This is a genomic window from Streptomyces sp. ISL-96, from assembly GCF_018614035.1.
Classification (GTDB): Bacteria; Actinomycetota; Actinomycetes; order Streptomycetales; family Streptomycetaceae; genus Streptomyces.
The window spans coordinates 65,863-82,569 of sequence record NZ_JAGGPA010000006.1 but is presented as its reverse complement, the minus strand read 5'-3'; the positions used below and the strand labels follow the sequence as shown (position 1 = coordinate 82,569).

Below are 16,707 nucleotides of genomic sequence, written 5' to 3'. Positions count from 1 at the left end.
CAGCAGCCACTCCACCGCGTCGGCCAGGTTCGGGCCGTGGCCGCCGCTCTTCCGCTTCGACGGGTGCTGGGAGCCGCCGTTCCTGCCGATGTTGCTCGTCGGGGTCTTGAGCAGGGTGCTCGGCGGGCCAGGCGGTGAGGAAGGTCCGCTCGCGACGATGGGGGGCTCCGACGTCGGAGGCACGAAGCACGAGCCACTTTGCGTCGTACCGGAGATCGGCCAGGGAGCCGAGTACGGCACCAAGTGCCCGCACAGGAGGCTGGGTTGGGTCCTCTCCCAGACACCACGGGCAGAATTCCACGTCGCCAGGGGAACCGGCGGGCGAGGTGAGGAGACCTCGGACATTCTCGATCACAACCAAGCAGGGGCGGAGGGCTTCGACCGCACGGGCGACGTGCAGCCACAGCCCCGAGCGGGTGTGGGGGTTGAGTCCGGCCCGGCGGCCGGCGACGGAGACGTCTTTGACAAGGGAAACCGGCCGTCAGGACACACACCCGAGGCACATCGGCCCAGTTGACGGTGGTGATGTCCTGCAGATTGAGCACGCCGGGCCAGTGCCGGGCCAGGATGCGCGCGGCGTCGGGGTTGATCTCGGCGTGCCAGGCCAGGGTGCCGCCGAGGGCGGCCTGGACCCCGAGGTCCAGACCGCCGTATCCCGAGCAGAGCGAGCCGATCAACGGCGGTCGCGCGGTGGTGGTCTCCATGTCACCGGCCATGTGCGATTCGGGCGGAGGAGGACGCCACCGACGTGGTGACGCCGGGAGGTGGCGGCCCCGGAGCGGGCACGGCGGTTGTGGACCGGCTGCGGGCGGCCTGGATCCGAACGGACGGGGGAGAGACCGCCGCCGATGCGGCGTGCAGGGAGTTGGCCGCGTCGTGCAGGACCGTGTCGGCGGTGGCGAGTGCGTCCTCCATCACCCGTACGGCTGCCTCCCGGGCATCCCTGGCGTCGGGCTGGTCGCGCAGACTCTCGGTCTGGTTCAGGAAGGCGAGCTGGTGGGCCACCGCTCCCAGGGCGGAAGCCGCTTTGCCTGCGGGCTCGACGGCGGCGGCGAAGTTGGTAATCACCCGAGCGGCGTGGGGCGCCTGGTCCTGGTCGGCGGCACGGAACAGGACCTCGTCGCCCAGGTCGGTGATCAGCTTTCCGAGTTCGGAGATCTGGCGTGTGATGGAGACGGCATCGGGTGAGCGGTGGGGGTCTCCGGGCACTGGCAGTTTGCCGCGCTGGGCGTCGAAGGCGGAGGCCGTGGCGCGCAGGGCCAGGGCGTCGGAGATGGGGGTGTTGTCCACGGTGCGTTCCAGAGGTGGGGACAGCCGGATGGGCTGGGTTGGTGGGTGAGGACGGGTCAGCCGTGGGTGCGCGAGGGCGGTCGTGCGGCTGATGGCGTGGAGGCAGGGCTTGGGCATTCCGAGGGCCGTGCGGCCGGTCGCGGTGTGCTGCGGGCGAGGGCGGCGTGGACCCGCTCCGTCGGGGGCCCCTCGGTCGGCAGCGCGGGGGGCGGCGGCGGAGCGGGGTGGCCGTTCGCGGTCTGCCAGCGGGCGCGCACTTCGTCGAGCGGCCCGAGCGCGTGCAGGGCGTGGTTGATGAGCCTCCCGGGGGCCAGGGTCTCGTTCTCGGCCAGGGCGCGGATGGTGCGGGCGGAGGTGGCGGCCGTGCGGGCGACGGAGGAGCGCATGATGTGCTCGCCGAGCCATTCGGCGCTGCCGGGGCCGACGCCGTCGCAGATGGCGGTGAGCTGTTCGGTGGTCAGCGTGCCGTCGGCCAGCAGACCGCGCCGCTGGGCTTCCCACAGCACGGTGATCCGGTCGATGGGCTCGCCGCGGTGGTGCAGTGCGCCCAGGCAGCGGTAGAGCTGGCCGTGGGCTGGGTCGGCGAAGTCGCCCGGTCGCAGCCAGCCGACGACCTCGTCCATCGCCTTCGGCCGCTCGACCAGGACCGCCAGCAGGAACTGCTCGTCCTCGGCGACCTGGTCCGCCCGTACCGGCGGCGGCGCGACGGGTGCTGTAGACGGTGGCGTGGCCGGGGCCACCGGGCGCGGTTCGGACCCCCAGCGGCGCGCGAGGTCGCCGAGCACCCCGGTCAGGACGTCCGCATAGTGCAGCGCTCCTTCGACCTCGCCCCGGAGGGCGTCGGCACGGGCTGCCTGGTGGAGGCGGATCGCGTGCTCGGTCACGCTGCGGTGGATCGCGCCCTCCAGCACTATCCGGCCGTACACCGGGGCGTGTTCGGGACGTGGGCAGGCCGAGATCAGGGTGTGGGCGTATACAGAGGTCAGCCCCCGGACGTGGTGGCTGGCCTCGTCGACCGCGTCGGTCACCCAGGACAGCGGCAGCGGTTCCTTGGTCGCCACGGCGGGGTGGCCCTCGGTCCGCAGCCTGCGCAGGGCGGCGAACAGCGCTTGGTGGACAGGCCGGTAGAAGTGATTTGGTGCGAGCCAGTCGAGGTGCGCGAGCTGGCCGGGGTCGAGCAGCACCGAGCCGAGCACCGCCTGCTCGGCACTCAGCAGCGGGTTCATCGCTGCCGCCCGGGGTGGGGAGTCGGCGGATCGTCCTGCTGGGAGCGGAGATCGGCGATGGCCTGGTCGGCGGCGTCCATCGCGGCGGCGAAGCGGTCCAGCTCGCCGGTGAACGTCGGATCAGTGGCGAGGATCGAGCCGGAACCAGCGACCAGCCACCACTGGCCGCCGCTCCGGACGACCGGTGACCGGGCGAGGCGTTCGGAGCGCGCTAGAGGGGAGGATGGACTGCGTGAGGACACGAGGGGACTCCTGAACAGGTAGAGGGGGGAGCATCAGGCCGTGAGCCGAAGGGACGCATGCCAGTGGGTCGTGAGGCCGTGGCGGGCCCAGGAGTACGGCCGAGGAAACGGCATTGATTCCCGCGTGACCGGCATGGATGCTGGCTGGTTGGAGGTGGTGAAGATGATCAACGTTGTGTTGAAGCTGTCGGCACGCGATTTGGTGCGTGCGGACCTCGTGTCGTGCGGGTGGTCAGGGTCCGAGCACCACCTGGCCAGCGTCGCGAGGCAGTTGGAGCGTGCCCGGCTCGGCGAGGTCGACTACCTTGCGGTTTGCCCTTCAACGGACATTCCTGTGGCGAAGGGTGGCGTCGACTACCGGGTCAAGGAGGGTGTCGGCACTCTGTGGCAGCTGGCAGTCCATCCGGCATTGCAGTCGTGCGGGATCGGCACCTTCCTTGTTGAAGCGGCGGAGCTTCGGATCAGGAACCGCGGTCTGCGGCAGGCCGAGCTCGGCGTGGAGGAGAACAACCCCCGCGCTCGGGCGCTGTACGAACGACTGGGCTATGTCGCATACGACCGTCAACCTGACTCGTGGGACGAGCAAGCCCCGGATGGATCACTGCGCCGCCACGAAACGATGTGCACATTGATGCGCAAGGAACTCTCGTAGGTTCGGCTGGACTCCCAGCCTGTGTCCGCGAAGATCGCCACGTCCAGGCCGGGCAGATGGTCCTCGGCGGCCATGAGCAGCAGACATGTCGACTGGACCCCGGCACCGAGCGAGAGCACCTGGAGCGTCGGGGCGCTCATGCCGACAGCCCGAAGTCGTCGCGGCCCAGGGACTTGGCGATGGCCCGCTCGGTGATGGCCTTCGTCGCGCGGGCCGAGGCCGGACCGACCACCTTGGCGGCGGGCTCCTTGTACCAGGGCCGCAGGTCGAGCATCGCCACCCGGATACCAGTGGCGAGCAGCAGCGCCTTGCCCTTGGGGAGCGCGCGGATCGCGTCGGGGGGCAGGATCCGCTCGGTGCGCATGCTCACCGAGGTGGACTTGCCGCCGTCGCTGGTCGACACCGACGTCGTCTGCACGTCGTGGTCACCGACCTGCCTGCTCAGACGATCGGCGAAGTCGGCGTCGTCGATGCCACTTCCGATGATCTTGATCGTGGCGGCGGACCAGAGTGCGTCCATGCCTGCCTCGCCCCAGCACCGCTGGCCCTGCCGGTAGGACTGCAGGATCGTCATCGGGATCACGCCCCGTGAGCCCAGGTGGCTGTACAGGTCGGGGAGATCGGAGATTTTGCACACGTTGGCGGCCTCGTCGAGGACGCACAGGGCAGGCGGGTCGAGCCGCCCGCCGGAGCGCTCGGCGACGACCACGGCCGCGCGCATCACCGCATCGGCCGCTGCTGCGATGATCGCCGATGCCGAGCCGCCGCCATCCTTGCTGAGCAGGTACAACGTGTCGCGGGAGGTGGCGAACGCGGAGGGCTTGAACTCGGGAAGGTGCTTGCTGGGGGTGACCCAGGCGGCGACGTCCGGGTCGAGCAGGCAGCTCGCGTACTGCCGCGCGGTCTCATAGATGCCGTCCCGCGTTTCCGTGGCCCCGCTAACGGTGCCCTGGAGCTGGGCGGCGACCGCGTCGTGGCCGGCATCGGTGAGCAGGTCCACCGGAGTGCGGTCAGCAGGGGAGGCGAGCCAGGCCAGGACATCGGTGATCGGGCGCCGGTGGCTGGCGGCGGCCAGGAACAGCGCACCGAGAGTGTTCGATGCGGCGGTGGACCAGAAGTCGGAGCCGCTGGATTCGTCCACGCTGGCGGCGACGAAGTGCCCGGCCAAACGTTTCGCCCCGGCCAGGTCGCGGGCGTCGGCGAGGATGTCCCACCACATCTCGCGCGGGTGGTGGGCGATCTGTTGCGGGTCGAGCGTCCAGATCGTGCCGACCCTGGCGCGTGCGTCCGCCGTCGCGGTGAAGGCATCGTTCGCCGCCTTGTTCGAGGTCAGCAGTACCGGGCCGGGAGCGGCGAGGATCGCGGGGATCGCCAGCCCGGACGTCTTGCCGGAGCGCGGGGCCATGATCGCGACGATCACGTCCTCCCAGGAGGCGCGGACCTCGGCCCGGCCCGGGGAGAGTGTGCCGACGAGGATGCCGCGGTCGGCGGGAGCGACCTCTTTCGGTTTGAGATCGGACAGGCTCGGCCGCAGGCTCTTCGCCTTTGCGGTGATCTCCTTGCCAAGCAGCGGTGCGAGATCCTGCTTGCGGGCCAGGCCGTTCCTCGCGCCGCCGCGCAGCCGCAGCCACAGGACCAGGCCGGTGATGGTGAGGCAGACGGAGAGCAGGCCGGGGACGAGTCGCGCGCCGACCAGCAGGGCGGTGGGACTCAGGTGCGGCCACAGCACGTCGGGGTGCAGCAGCGCGTCGGTGGCCTTGAACGGCGCACAGGGGCCGGTGCCGACGAGAGCGTTGGTGAGGTTGCCAGTCAGCCAGGCGAGGGAGCCGAAGACGATGGCGTGCCGAGGACGCCGAACAGGAGGTAGAGGAGCGCGTCGGAGCCGGTGGTGGTCGAGGGCGCGCTGGTACGCGGGGCGGGCATGGCGGATCCAAGGAGGGAGAGCGGACAAGACGGGGCGGGGCGCGCGGCGCTCTTCTGCTGGTCATCGAGGCAGCTCCTGTTCCGGGAAGGGGTCGGCGGTCGAGGTCAGGCCGAGGTCATCGGGTGCGCGGCGACCGGGGCGGCGGGGCGCTGGCAGGTGGTTCGGACGTCGCGTCGGCGGAGGGCGCGGACCGCCGGGTGGCGGCGTGCGGGGAGGAGGCACGGGCGGCTCGCTGCCGGTCCGCTTCCGGGCTCTGGGCGGCGGGCGGCAGGGCGTCTGCGATCGCGTCGCTGCCGAGGACGTCGCTGAGCAGTTCCCTGGTCCGCAGGGCAGGCACCTCGTTGCGGTACTTGGGGTCGCTGAGTTCCGCAGGGCACGCGGCGATCATGTCCTCGGCGACCTCCAGCTCCTCCTGGACGTCCCGCAACAGGCGGGTGGCGGCGGCCAGCCGTGTCCACGTCTCGAAGGTCGGGTTGTGGTGCGGGTTCTCGAAGGTCAGGCGGGCTCGGGTCCAGTCGGCTGCTGCGGCGACGAGTTCGGTCAGCTGTGGGAGGGCCCCGACCAGGGCTCCGTTGACCTCCTCGATGATTCCGGCGACCTCATGGGGGGTTGCTGTCTCGGTGAGCCGGGCGATCATCCCCGGGACGGAGTACGGGTCGGCCGACGGGTGGGGCAGGTGTCGGACTTGTAGGGGCGTGTCGGAGCCGGACGCGTCTCCGCCGTGGGCAAGCCGGATGTTGTGCTGCATTGCGGCGCCGATGGCCTCGCCGATGCTCGGGTAGAACTCGGGCACTGTTCCTCCTCGGTCGTAGTGCTGGACGGTGACGGGTAGGTGGGGCGCACGCGCAGTGCGCGCCCTCCCGCCGGATGGATGGGCCCCTCGGCCCTTGGCCGATCGCATAGGTGGCCGTCGCGCTGGCCAGAGCGTCGGTGGCCCGCTTGAGGTAGGTGCGCGTCAGCCCGACGGGGGGAGTACGGGAGGAGAGCATCGGCATCACCGGGTCCGAGGACTGGGGATTCGTGGCGGATGTACGGCCGCGCCGCCCCCCGGAGACGGAGTGCTGAGCGCCGAAGACGCCTTGGCCTTGTCCGCTGCGGGCGATGTGGCGAGAGCCGCGCTTCGGGCGTCGGGCGGAGTGGCGGACTGCGTCTGCGCCTCGGCGTGGTCCTGCTGCGAGTCGCCGACACGGTGCAATTCACTTCCCGCACCGATGAGTTCTGATTGCGCTGCGCTGACGAACTCCGCAGCGAAGCCGAACCGGTCGGCGAGCGCGTACGCCTCGTCGTCGAGGTCGGTGATCTGCTCGCCTGCCGTCTCCAGCGCTTCCCGGAGGCGTTCCAGGACGCCGTGCTCGGGATGAAGGAGGTGATCGACCGCCTGCGCAAGGCCGGCACCGTTCTCGGCGGTCCTGATCTGGTCGGTCAGCTGTAGGACTTCGGCTCCGGCGGTGTAGAGCCCGAGAGGGTTGTCCGGGGTGGTCAACCGGCTGGTGTCGAGGTCGGGGTCCAGGTTGACGCTGTACCGGGCGGCGCGGAGCATCTCGGCTGCGTGGGTGGCGATGGCGGCACGGTCGGCCTGCGGGGTGGTGGTCGGCAGGCGGTGGCGTCGGCCGTACCAGTCGTCGATCTGCTGGAAACCGGCGTGCTTGAGGAGCGTGGCGGACAAGTCGTCGCTGGCGCCCTTCGCCGAGACGCTGCCGCTGGGCTCGGTGTTGATGGTGATGTAGGGGGCAGGCACCTGGGTCTCCTGGGCGCGGGGTGTTGGGCGTGGGGCCGGGGGCAGGTGGCCGAGTTCGGTGGCGATGCGGTGGCACTCGGTCTGCAGGCGGAAGGCGTCGCGGTAGGCGTGGTGGACGCCGCCGTCCTCGCGAGCGAGGGTGGCCACGACGTGCACCAGGCGGGCCTGGTTGCGCAGGGCGATCCACCGGCAGGCGTCCGGATCGTCGTTCGGGGCGATGCCGGTGGCCGCCACTACCCTGCGGGCAACGGCGGCCCACTCCGAGTCGGTGAGGTCGGGGTGGCGGGGATCAGAGCGGACCGAGCAGACCCACACCGGCCGCTCGGGCGCGCGGGCCCCGAGGCGCTCGACGGGTGCGTCGAGAGCGTGGGCCAGATACGGCAGGGCGTCGGGCTGGGCGAGCATCTCGATCGGGGTGCCGAGGCCGTCCCCCGCGATCAGGCGGGGGTTGGTGTGGTTGCCGCGCTCGCCCGGCCCGTACAGATACGTGAGCAGACCGGCGGTGTGGCTGGCGCGCTGCAGGTGGGCGATCACGGCGTCTACCTCGAAGGGGAGTGGCGAACGGGAGCCCGGGTCGTCGGGCCGTCAGGGAGAGAGGATCCGCAGATTCCGCGATTTGGCCCGGCCGGAGATGGCTGGTAGACGCCCCGGCTCGTCGAGGCGGTGGTCGTAGGCGAAGTCCGCGCAGGCGGAGCGTGCGAAGTACGCGTCGTTGTGCAGCCGGGCCCAGCGGCAGTCCTGGCGGATGACTGTGGCGACGATGTCGAGTCCGTTGGCCTGGTTGCGCAGGGCGGCCCACCGGCAGGCGGCCGGGTCGTCGTCCGGCTCGATGCCGGTGGCGTCGAGGACCTCGCGCGTCAGCTCGTACCAGTCGTCGTCGTCAAGTTCCACACCGGTGGTGTTGCGGATCGCGCAGTGCCAGGTGAGCCGCCGGGACGCGGTGTGTCCGGTCCGCGGTTTCCGCAAAGCCAGGGGCTCGTCCAGCAGCAACGCCAGGTACGGCAGGACGACGGTGTCCTGGGCGGTCAACTCCGGCGACCAGGCCGTGAGCAGGTAGGGGGCGAAGTCAGGCTCGCTGTGGTGGAGGTCGGCGAGCAGATCGGTGGTGCTCTCGGCGCGCCGCACATCGCAGCGCAGGGGGTACTCGGGCATGGGATATCCGCATCACTGGCAGGGAGAGGGAGCCGGTGCCCCGCCGGCGCGGGGCACCGGGCGGTCAGAAGTGGGGGTTCTCGGTGGGCCGGTCGGCTCCGGTCGCCGCCTGGAGAAGCTCGCTCAGGTCGCCGGCCTCGGAGGAGCGCTGGTCGATCCACCACCCGGCGCGGGTGATAGTGCGAGCCGCATCCTCGATCTCCTCCCACTCCGCCTCGCTGGTCTCGCCTTCGAGGACCAGAGCGGTGTATGCGGCAGCCAGGACCTGGTGGCGGCAGCGCACGCCCCAGGCGACGGCGCGCTCGCGGCCTTCGAGGGGCGGCATTCGGTACTGTTCCGACCAGGCTTCGGATTCGGCCTGCTCTTCGGCCCGCTTGGCCTCCAGCCAGGCGGCCTTGTCCTGCTCGTCGCCCTCCTTGGCGGCCCGCCAGCAGGCAGAGCATTCCTGCTTGGCGAGCCACTCGGCGAAGCCCGCGCGGCGGTCGGCCGCCCGGTCGGACAGGTTGCGCCTGGCCTGGTGGCCGCAGGAATGGGTTATCTGCCAGATGGTCTTCACGGCCATGGGAACTGCTCCTTACGGGAGTTGGGTCAGCGGTTGCGGGAGAGCGCGATGCGCGGGTCGACCGGCCGGGCCGCCGGAGCGGAGGCGGCGGGACCGGGAACCGGCGCCTTGCCCGGGAGTCCGGCGCGGGCTGGGCTGGCGGCGAGCGCGGCGGCGCTGATGGGGAACCTGTGGGTGGTGAAGCCCTGACTGCGCTCGTGGCGCGCGGCCGTCGCGGGTGCAGGGGGGCGGCGCGCTGCTACGTCCTGGGCGAGGAGGGGCTGCACCGCGACCTGGAGATCGGATCGGTGCATCGACAGCGTGGCGTTGGCGACCTTCGCTAGGGCCTCGCTGCGGTCGATGGTGATGGGCAGCGTGTAGATATCCAGGTTCGGGTTATGCCGCCAGCCGTGTTCTTCCAGGATGAGCCGGCCGCCGAGCGCGGAGGAGTGGTCCCCGGTGGCCGCGACGATGCCGAGTTGCGGATGCTCGGCGAACGCGACGTCGGGTTCTATGCGCGGGGGACGGTCACGGGCGGGAGCCGCACCGGAGGCCAGTGAGGGGTCGAACGCGGCGTCCACGTCGACCTGGTAGCCGGCCTTTCGCAGCAGCGCGACGGCCCGGGTGGCGCGGCCCTGTCCGTCGCGCTGTTGATCGGCGAGCGCGTACAGCGTCGGGTAGTCGGGGACGGGGTGGAAGTCGAATCCCTTCAACATCCGTGTACTGGCGGCGAGTTGTTTAGGGTTCGCGGCGACGATGCCGTAGTCGGGGTGGCGGCCGACTGCGACGTCGGGAAGCGAGTCGTGATCGGGGGTGGGCATTGCTGATCCATCCGGTGCAGGTTCGGGGAGAGGGGCGGTCGAGGGCCGGGATGGTTCTGCTGGTGCGGGACATGGCGCACTCCGAGGCGGGAAGCGGTCAGCGACCGGGTACGGACGAGGGGTGGGCGGGCGGCAGCGCGGGGCGTACGGTCGAAGCCGCTGGCAGTTGTGCTGGGACCGTGCACTGGGCGGTCGGCGAGAGCGCGAGAGCAGCACTCACCCGCGGCGAGGCAGAGGACGGCCGTGGAGGCACGCCGAGCTGATCCAGACGCGCGTCGATGGCGGCGAGCAGACTCGGGGCACTGCCGCCGTGCCGGGCGTGGGGGCCGTCGGGCTCCGAGTCGTAGATCACTTCGTGGACTGCGGAGTCTTCAGGATGCACGCGGGTCACCAACCAGCTCTCGGGGTGCCCGGGTGGGTGGTCGGTCGAGGGTTCCTGGGGTGGCGAGATGATCAGCGAGCTGCCGTCGGGGAGTACGGCGTGGACGATGTAGTCGCTGAGGCCGTACTCGACGGTGCACTCCAGGCCGCGCTGCCGAAGGGGAACGGTGAGGTGGCCGTACCCGTGCTCCCGTTCCGAGGTGTCGGCGGTGGCTTGCTGGGGGAAGGGTTCGCTGGTGCGCGCGGTGATGGGTGCGCCCTCCTGTTGGAGGGTGACCAGGGGCTGATCGGGGCGCATGGGGCTTCTCCGTGGCCGGGTGCCCCAGCGGTCGACGGCGCGAGCCGCAGGCGCGTGGGGCTGGTAGGGGTAGTGGCGTTCCAGGAGGATCCGGCGATCGGCCGGTTTGGCCTCGCCGGAAGTCGGTGCTAGAGGCGTCAGCGGGAACGACGTGGGGCCGTCGGATTCGACGCGGGCGGTGCAGGAGGCGAAGCGGGTGGGGCCCCGCGGTTGCCGGAGGTGGATCGAGCGAGGGCCACCTGGGCACGTTCTGTCTGTGAGGGCTGATCGGGATCCACCCGGTTGGCCAAGTAGTCGGCAGCCCGAACAAGCGCCGGGCCTTGGAATGACAACTCGTCTGCGTAGTGCCAGCCTTCGGAGTTGCGGATCTCCTGCGCCTGGCTCGCGTAGATCTCCCGCGAGCCGGGGAGCGAGGCGTCCATGAGCGCCATGACCTGATCCCACTCGTGCCGGATCTGGCCTGCTCGTTCCAGGGTGGTGTCGATTCCGCGCAGCCGCTGGAGGTCTTCGCTGATCGGCCCCTCGACGTAGTCGGCGCCGCTGGTGGCGGCGCGGACACCGGCCAGCACCTCGGGGCCGTGGGCGAGAAAGACCTCGACGTGTTTCCACGCTTCGGCGTCGCGCGTCACCTTGCCGTCCGCATAACCCTTCTCATCGATGGGCCAGCCGTCGTGGTCGCAGAAGGAGTCCGAGACCGCGTCCCAGGCATCGGACGCCTGCTTGATGCCGACGGCGGCGGAGGCCAGCGCCGGGACGTGTTGCCGCCACGCCAGGTGATCGGTGGTCGCCGGTGGCTGGCTTTCATGGGAAGCGGGAGAGCTGGGAGAAGTGGGCACGGTTGGTCCTCGTTCCTGTGCCGGTGCTCACCGCGAACGCGGCAGCGAACGGACGGTGGGCGGCGGGAGGGGAGCAGGAGCGTCGCTCTGCTGGCCGACGGAAGTCCCCCGGACTGACACGACTGGGGAGACATGGGCCGCTGCTGCCGCTCGATGCGAGCGGGAGTGGATCTCGTGGCCCACGTCCTCCCCCACGAGATGCAGCTCTTCGCCGAGGTCGGTCAGGCGATCGGCGAGGGCGCCCAGCTCGGAGGCAATCCCTCGGGCGCCGTGGGCGCGGCACCACTCTGAGGCGGTTTCGAGCATCTGGTGCAGCCGGGCAACCGCGCCGAAGTCCTCCGTGATTGCCTCCTGGAACAGCTCGGCGAACTCCTCCAGTCGGGCTGCGGCGAGACGGTCGTTCCAGTCGACGGACCGTGCGACGGTGCCCGGACGCACGGCCGGGGTGGGGGCTCCCCCGTGGACTCGGTAGTCTGCTCGCGGTACGGTTGACGGCATGGTGCAACTGACTTTGAATAGTTGCTAGTTGAGCTAGGCCGACATGCGGGCGTCGGTGTCGAACAGTTCGCGCTCGGCCGGGTGCAGGATGTGCTGGGTGATGAAGCTCCGGCCCGCGACCTTCCACAGGCCCCGGCCCTTGGTCAGGGCGGACACCGCTTGGGTCTCGACGCCGGTCAGGCCGAGCAGCGAAGCGGCAGCAGCGAGCTGGTCGGGTTCCTGGCGGTAGATGATGCGGGTGGAGCAGTCGGCCAGGAGGCCCTCGGCCAGCACCCGGCCGCGCGAGCCGACATCGCCTGCGCTGAGCAGGTCGCTGAGGCGGTGGATGACCATGAGGTTGGCTATGCCGAGGCCGCGGGAGAGCTTCCACTGGGACTGCATGCGTTCCAGCAGGCCGACGTGCCTCATGACGCGCCACGCCTCGTCGTAGATCACCCAGCGTCGGCCGCCGTCAGGGTCGGCGAGCGCGCTCTCCATCCACGCCGAGGCGCAGGTCATGGCCAAGACCAAGGCGGTGTCGTCGCCGGAGCCGCCGAGGCGGGAGAGGTCGATGGACAGCATCGGGGTGGTCGGGTCGAAGGCCACCGTCGAGGGAGCGTCGAACATGCCGCTCAGGTCGCCGTGCACAAGGCGGCGAAGGGCGTGCGCGAGGTCCTGTGCGGCGGGCCCCATGTGTCCGGCCTGGTCGCCGAGGGCTTGGTCGAGGCGCTCGGGCGAGCCGAGGGTGTGCGCGATCTCGCCGAGCAGCGGCACCGTGTCGCTGGCGTCGGCTTCGGCGACGACCAGGTCGAGAGCGAGGTCCAGAGCTGTGTGCTCCATCGGCAGGAGATCGCGCTTCAGCACGGTGCGAGCCAGGCCCGCCAGGAGCAGGAGGCGGCGCTTTCGGACCTCGGTCGACCAGTCGCCCTCGCTCACCGAGGCGGGCCGGGCCGGAGCATCCAGGGGGTTCAGCCTGCCCGGGAGCCCCGGCCCCAGCGCGATGCTGTAGCCGCCGAGGGCCTGTGCGACGGCCGTCCACTCACCCTTGGGATCGCAGGGAACGTAGACCCGGTAGCCGTGGGCAATCGCCCGGGTGGCTATCGACTTGGCCAGCGCGGACTTGCCCATGCCGATGATCCCGGCCAGGACGGCGTTCGGGTTCGTGAAACCCTCGATCCGGCCGCTGCTGTAGAGCGAGAACGGGTCGTAGCAGAAGGCGGCTTCCGCATGGACATCTCGACCGATGAAGATGCCCTCCGCACCCAATCCGCCCTCCGCGAGAAACGGATAGGCACCACTGACGGTGGCTGTGGTCATTCGGTGGGCGGGCAGGCTGAGCTTGCCGCCCCGAGCCGAGGAGGAGCCGGGGCGTCCGGACGGCGGGTAGGTCGGCCGCAGTTCCGGGTCGAGGGTTTCCTTGGCGCGGTGCTTCGGCGGGGCTCCGGCGAGGCGGGCTTGGCGGCGGGCCTCGGCGAAGCCGGCGCGGGCGGCTCGCTGCTCGGCGCGTGATGCCTTGCGGGGGACGAACAGGTGGGAGGCGCTGGCGCGGGTGCGGGGCATGAACGTTTCTCCAGACGGAAGGCGGGTCAGCGGCGGATGAGGCCGGTGAACGGCGCGTGCAGGTCGGCCGGGGTGGTGCGGCGGCGCACCAGGTGCGCGGTGCGCTGGTGGCGCTGGCAGATGGTCAGCTCTGGCGCCCCTTCTGGCAGGCCGGCCTGGCACGCCTCGCGTTCGGGTACCTCGCCGGAGTCCGGCTGAGGTGCCGCGTGGTAGGCGGCGTGGACGTGGTCGGCGGCCTGCCAGATTCGAGTGCGGGCGGCGCGGAGCTGGTCGCCCTCGGTCGGGACGAGCTGGCCGGTGCGGGCGGTATGGGCGTCGAGCAAGCCATGTAGGGACACGAGGTGGGAGTGCAGGGCGTCCAGCTCGGCGCGGGTGGTGACGAGAGGACCGCCTGGCACGTTGAGCGCGCGGTGGAAGTCGAGCGCGGCGGTGGCGAAGGGCACGAAGTCCTGCGCGGTCGGGCTGGCGGTGCGGGACATGGGGGTGCTCTTTCGGAGGGAGGGGAGGCCGGCATCAGGCGGCGAGGGCGAGCGGCATGGCGGCGGCGGTGAACGCTTCGGCCTGCTGCCAGGTGAGCGGCCGGAGGTCGAGCTGGGCGCCGACGGCCGCGGTCTCCACGACTGCGCAGGCGGAACGGAGTTCCTCCTCGGAGTCGGCCGAGACGGTCAGCAGGCCGGTCAGGGCGACATCCGCGTGGCCCGCGATGAGCTGGCGCTCACGGGACTTGATGTCCTGGTACTCGATCGAGTCCGCTTCGGAGTCGACCTGGCCGCGCCGGGCTCGCTCGGCGGCGTCGGCGATCACGCTGGACTTCTTGCGCTGGACGTCACGCAGGGCGGCGTCCAGTCCCTTCGGCTCGTACGACAGCGACAGCGTGCGTCGGACCCCGGCGGTGAACAGGAGCTGGTGCAGAAAGCCCGCCGACGTCTCGGTCCTCGGCCAGTTCTCCACCCAGTACGTGGAGTGGACGGCCGAGTCGGTCGCGATGTGGTCCGACTTCTCGACGACCACGACGGGACCGGCAGCGGCGGGCTCAGCCTCGGGACGTCCGGCGGTGGACCAACGATCCAGCGCGGCAAGGGCCTTGGGGTCGTACGCCGTTCGCACGACGGCCGCGATCTCGTGGGCGCTGAGCCAGCCGGTGGGATTGAGCCCGGCGGTTCGCGCGGCCTGGTCGAAGGTCGACGTCAGCTGCGCCAGGACGCTGAAGGACCCGGTCAGGCCGCCTCCGGCCTGGTTGATCAGACGTCGCGCGGCCTTGGCGTCCAGCGACACCGCGACGTACGTTTCGTGCGGAGCCGCAGCCGGGCCCGCGCTCTGGATCAGCTCGCTGTAGATCGCGCCGGCCACGGGGGCATTGGGCTGTCCGTGCTCCTCCCAGTACCGGCGAAGGGCGTCGCCGGAGTCCGGGACGGTGCGCTCGATCACCTGGATACGGGCGACCTGGCCGGTGCGGGCGAGCGCGGCCAGCGCGCGTCCCCAGCCGTTGACATTGGCATTCTGGGTGCCCGGGTCGAGCAGCGCGTAGGCGCGGGAGGACACCTTGACGACGGCGGTCAACGTGCCGGTGTGGGGGTTGTGGACCGCGCCGTACCGGCGGTCGGGTGCGGTGACCACGCGCAGGCTGGCGGCGGTGCCGGGCAGGTGGAGGAGTCCTTCGCGGACCGGGCGGCGGGAGGGCCGGACGAGCCAGATCAACTGGCCCCGCATCCGGCGGAGCACGTACCGGGTAACGATCGGAGCCCAGTCGGCCAGGGCTCGGCCTCGGTAGCGGACGAAGACGAGCAGGGCGATGGCGGCCCACAGCGGGATGAGTTCGAGAGCGCCGACCACGCCACGGGCGAGGATCACGGCGAGCAGGAGCAGGCCGGTGAGGCTCACGACGATCAGTTGCGGGGCGGTGAGGCCGAGCAGGATGCCGCGCCTGCTGCGGTGCGGGAACTTCACGGTGGCCGTGGCTTCGGCCTGGGGCTTGTCAGACATGGTGGTTCCAGACGGTGGGAGCGGGCGGAGTGCGAGGCGTTCGGCGCTCTTCTGGAGGCCATGGAAAGGCTCCGTTTCTGGTGATCGGCGATGCTGGGTACGGGGGCGGGCTGCGGGATGCAGCCCGCCCCCGGCTGTGGTTGGTCAGGACCCCGAACGCGGCTGGTTGGGGTACACCCAGCTCGTCGGTGTCGGGGAACCGGTTGCCGACGGACCGGTGGAAGGCGGCGGTGCGGCAGGGCTGCTCGTGCCCCCGGGCGCCAGGCCGGCAGGCGGCGCGGCACCAGCGCGGGTCATGCTGCTGCCCGGAGCCGACGCGTCAGCGAACTGACCAGAGCCGCCGGCGGCACCCGGGGCGCCCCCTTCGGAACCTCCCGCTTCGCCCTCGCTGGGTCGGGTGATGAGCGGCGGGATGCCGGGTCGCTGGATCAGCGCTCGACCCTTGTCGCCAGCAGCGTTCGGGTCTTCGCCGTACCGGAAGCGGGTCTGCGGCTTGGGCGGCCCGGCGTCGATCCCTTCCTTGCTGAGGTTGCCGCCGGAGGGGTTGATGCCGGAGGCGACACCATCGACACCCGCGCCGGGGACCTTGCTCGGCCCCTGCGGAGCAGGGGTGCCGGTGCTGGCCTGCATCGCCAGGCTGCCCGCGGTCTTCGCGGCCCCAGCGGCGACTGCCATGCCAGCGACGCCGGTACGGTGCAGGTCGTCGTGTCCGCCGCCGTCGGTCGCCCAGTGGACGAACTTGTAGGTGGCGTACGGGCAGAGCAGGACCAGGACCATCACGACAATGCCGGCCATCGCGTCGGACAGAGCGGCCATTCCGTCCGTGGCATCGGACTTGCCCATCGCCGAGACGCCGATCAGGAAGACCACGGTCATCAGCAGTTTCGACACGACGAGGGTGGCGGTGGCCTCGATCCAACCCCGCCGCCAGCGCTTGGCGACCTCCCAGCCGCCGCCGGCTCCGGCGAAGACCGCGAGGGCGACCATGATCAGGACGCCGACCTTGCGGGCGACCATCACGCCCCAGTACATGAACGCGCCGATCGCGCAGCCGAGGGCGACCAGGGCTGGGACACCCCAGCCGAGGCCGTACATCGCCCCCAACTGGTTGACCTTGATAACGCGGCGGATCGCGTCGTCCACTGAGCTGTTGGCTGCTTGGAACAGGCCGTCGGACAGAGCGTCGACCACCGTGAGGGCCACGGAGGTGAAGGCGACGGCGCAGAAGGAGAAGAGGACGCCGGTCATCGTGCCGATCGCCGCTTGGGCGAGGGCGCGTTCGTCCCGCCGCCAGGCCGCGAACATCAACTGGATGCAGAACGTGCCGACGGTCAAGGCGAGGCCGATGGGCAACAGCAGCTCGTAGTTGTCCCGGAACCAACCGGCGTTGAGATCGATGGCGGTGGTTTCGTTGACGGCCTTGGCGGCGAGGTCGGCCGCGCTGGCGGCCAGCTCACCCGTTGACTTCGCGATCCACGCCCCGATGCCGTCGGTGACGGTCCCGGCGGGGTTGGTGGCGAAGTCGACTGCGCCGCAGACCTTGTCCATCAGCGGAAGGTCGCAGACTCCCATGGCGGTACCTCCTT

General features: G+C 71.0%; 16 protein-coding genes and 3 pseudogenes. 1 reads left to right on the top strand and 18 read right to left on the bottom strand.

The window, feature by feature from the left end; genetic code table 11:
- Positions 1-127: 127 nt before the first annotated feature.
- From J7E96_RS38375 to J7E96_RS04305, 5 genes and pseudogenes are all read right to left on the bottom strand, one after another.
- Positions 128-400 (bottom strand): annotated as a pseudogene (locus J7E96_RS38375) (DNA cytosine methyltransferase); the annotation flags it as partial.
- Between the two features lie 121 nt (positions 401-521).
- Positions 522-704, bottom strand: a pseudogene (locus J7E96_RS37070) (DNA methyltransferase); the annotation flags it as partial.
- 1 nt (position 705) lies between these two features.
- Positions 706-1,290, bottom strand: a complete 585-nt coding sequence (locus J7E96_RS04315) for a hypothetical protein (RefSeq protein WP_215127598.1) — start codon at positions 1,288-1,290, stop codon at positions 706-708.
- Positions 1,291-1,346: 56 nt separating this feature from the next.
- Positions 1,347-2,516 carry a DnaB-like helicase N-terminal domain-containing protein gene (locus J7E96_RS04310; RefSeq protein ID WP_215127596.1) on the bottom strand — a complete coding sequence of 390 codons (1,170 nt, stop codon included), beginning with the start codon at positions 2,514-2,516 and terminating at the stop codon, positions 1,347-1,349.
- Positions 2,513-2,758: a hypothetical protein gene (locus J7E96_RS04305; protein WP_215127594.1), complete on the bottom strand. Its 246-nt coding sequence runs from the start codon at positions 2,756-2,758 to the stop codon at positions 2,513-2,515. The genes J7E96_RS04310 and J7E96_RS04305 overlap by 4 nt, the downstream gene beginning before the upstream one ends.
- 133 nt (positions 2,759-2,891) lie before the next feature.
- On the opposite strand from J7E96_RS04305, the gene J7E96_RS04300 reads away from it, so the two are divergent.
- A complete protein-coding gene (locus J7E96_RS04300) occupies positions 2,892-3,410 on the top strand; it encodes an N-acetyltransferase (RefSeq protein ID WP_251069413.1) in 519 nt (172 codons plus the stop codon).
- A gap of 136 nt (positions 3,411-3,546) precedes the next feature.
- Here the strand turns inward: J7E96_RS04300 and J7E96_RS04295 are convergent.
- The 13 genes and pseudogenes from J7E96_RS04295 to J7E96_RS04230 all read right to left on the bottom strand — a co-directional run bounded on the left by J7E96_RS04295 (position 3,547) and on the right by J7E96_RS04230 (position 16,693).
- Positions 3,547-5,333: pseudogene (locus J7E96_RS04295) on the bottom strand (type IV secretory system conjugative DNA transfer family protein).
- 116 nt (positions 5,334-5,449) lie between these two features.
- Complete coding sequence (locus J7E96_RS04285; protein ID WP_215127592.1) at positions 5,450-6,127, bottom strand: hypothetical protein; 678 nt, start codon at positions 6,125-6,127, stop codon at positions 5,450-5,452.
- A gap of 201 nt (positions 6,128-6,328) precedes the next feature.
- Positions 6,329-7,606 carry a hypothetical protein gene (locus J7E96_RS37065; protein ID WP_251069389.1) on the bottom strand — a complete coding sequence of 426 codons (1,278 nt, stop codon included), beginning with the start codon at positions 7,604-7,606 and terminating at the stop codon, positions 6,329-6,331.
- Positions 7,607-7,657: 51 nt separating this feature from the next.
- The gene (locus J7E96_RS04275; RefSeq protein ID WP_215127590.1) at positions 7,658-8,224 is read right to left on the bottom strand and encodes a hypothetical protein; all 567 of its coding nucleotides are present in this window, start codon (positions 8,222-8,224) and stop codon (positions 7,658-7,660) included.
- 64 nt (positions 8,225-8,288) lie between these two features.
- Positions 8,289-8,786 carry a hypothetical protein gene (locus J7E96_RS04270; RefSeq protein WP_215127588.1) on the bottom strand — a complete coding sequence of 166 codons (498 nt, stop codon included), beginning with the start codon at positions 8,784-8,786 and terminating at the stop codon, positions 8,289-8,291.
- A 26-nt stretch (positions 8,787-8,812) separates the two neighbouring features.
- Positions 8,813-9,586 carry a hypothetical protein gene (locus J7E96_RS04265; RefSeq protein WP_215127586.1) on the bottom strand — a complete coding sequence of 258 codons (774 nt, stop codon included), beginning with the start codon at positions 9,584-9,586 and terminating at the stop codon, positions 8,813-8,815.
- Between the two features lie 97 nt (positions 9,587-9,683).
- Positions 9,684-10,265: a hypothetical protein gene (locus J7E96_RS04260; protein ID WP_215127584.1), complete on the bottom strand. Its 582-nt coding sequence runs from the start codon at positions 10,263-10,265 to the stop codon at positions 9,684-9,686.
- A gap of 137 nt (positions 10,266-10,402) precedes the next feature.
- Positions 10,403-11,038, bottom strand: coding sequence for a hypothetical protein (locus J7E96_RS04255; protein WP_215127876.1), 636 nt, complete (start codon positions 11,036-11,038; stop codon positions 10,403-10,405).
- Between the two features lie 90 nt (positions 11,039-11,128).
- Positions 11,129-11,539, bottom strand: a complete 411-nt coding sequence (locus J7E96_RS04250; protein ID WP_308295832.1) for a hypothetical protein — start codon at positions 11,537-11,539, stop codon at positions 11,129-11,131.
- A gap of 93 nt (positions 11,540-11,632) precedes the next feature.
- Positions 11,633-13,138 (bottom strand): ATP-binding protein, encoded by a 1,506-nt coding sequence (locus J7E96_RS04245; RefSeq protein WP_215127581.1) that lies wholly within the window; start codon positions 13,136-13,138, stop codon positions 11,633-11,635.
- Between the two features lie 26 nt (positions 13,139-13,164).
- On the bottom strand, positions 13,165-13,617 hold the full coding sequence (locus J7E96_RS04240) for a DUF6238 family protein (RefSeq protein WP_215127579.1): 453 nt from the start codon (positions 13,615-13,617) through the stop codon (positions 13,165-13,167).
- A gap of 34 nt (positions 13,618-13,651) precedes the next feature.
- The gene (locus tag J7E96_RS04235) at positions 13,652-15,121 is read right to left on the bottom strand and encodes an SCO6880 family protein (RefSeq protein WP_215127577.1); all 1,470 of its coding nucleotides are present in this window, start codon (positions 15,119-15,121) and stop codon (positions 13,652-13,654) included.
- Positions 15,122-15,265: 144 nt separating this feature from the next.
- Entirely contained in the window at positions 15,266-16,693 is a 1,428-nt protein-coding gene (locus J7E96_RS04230; RefSeq protein WP_215127575.1) for an ATP-binding protein, read from the bottom strand.
- Positions 16,694-16,707 lie beyond the last annotated feature (14 nt).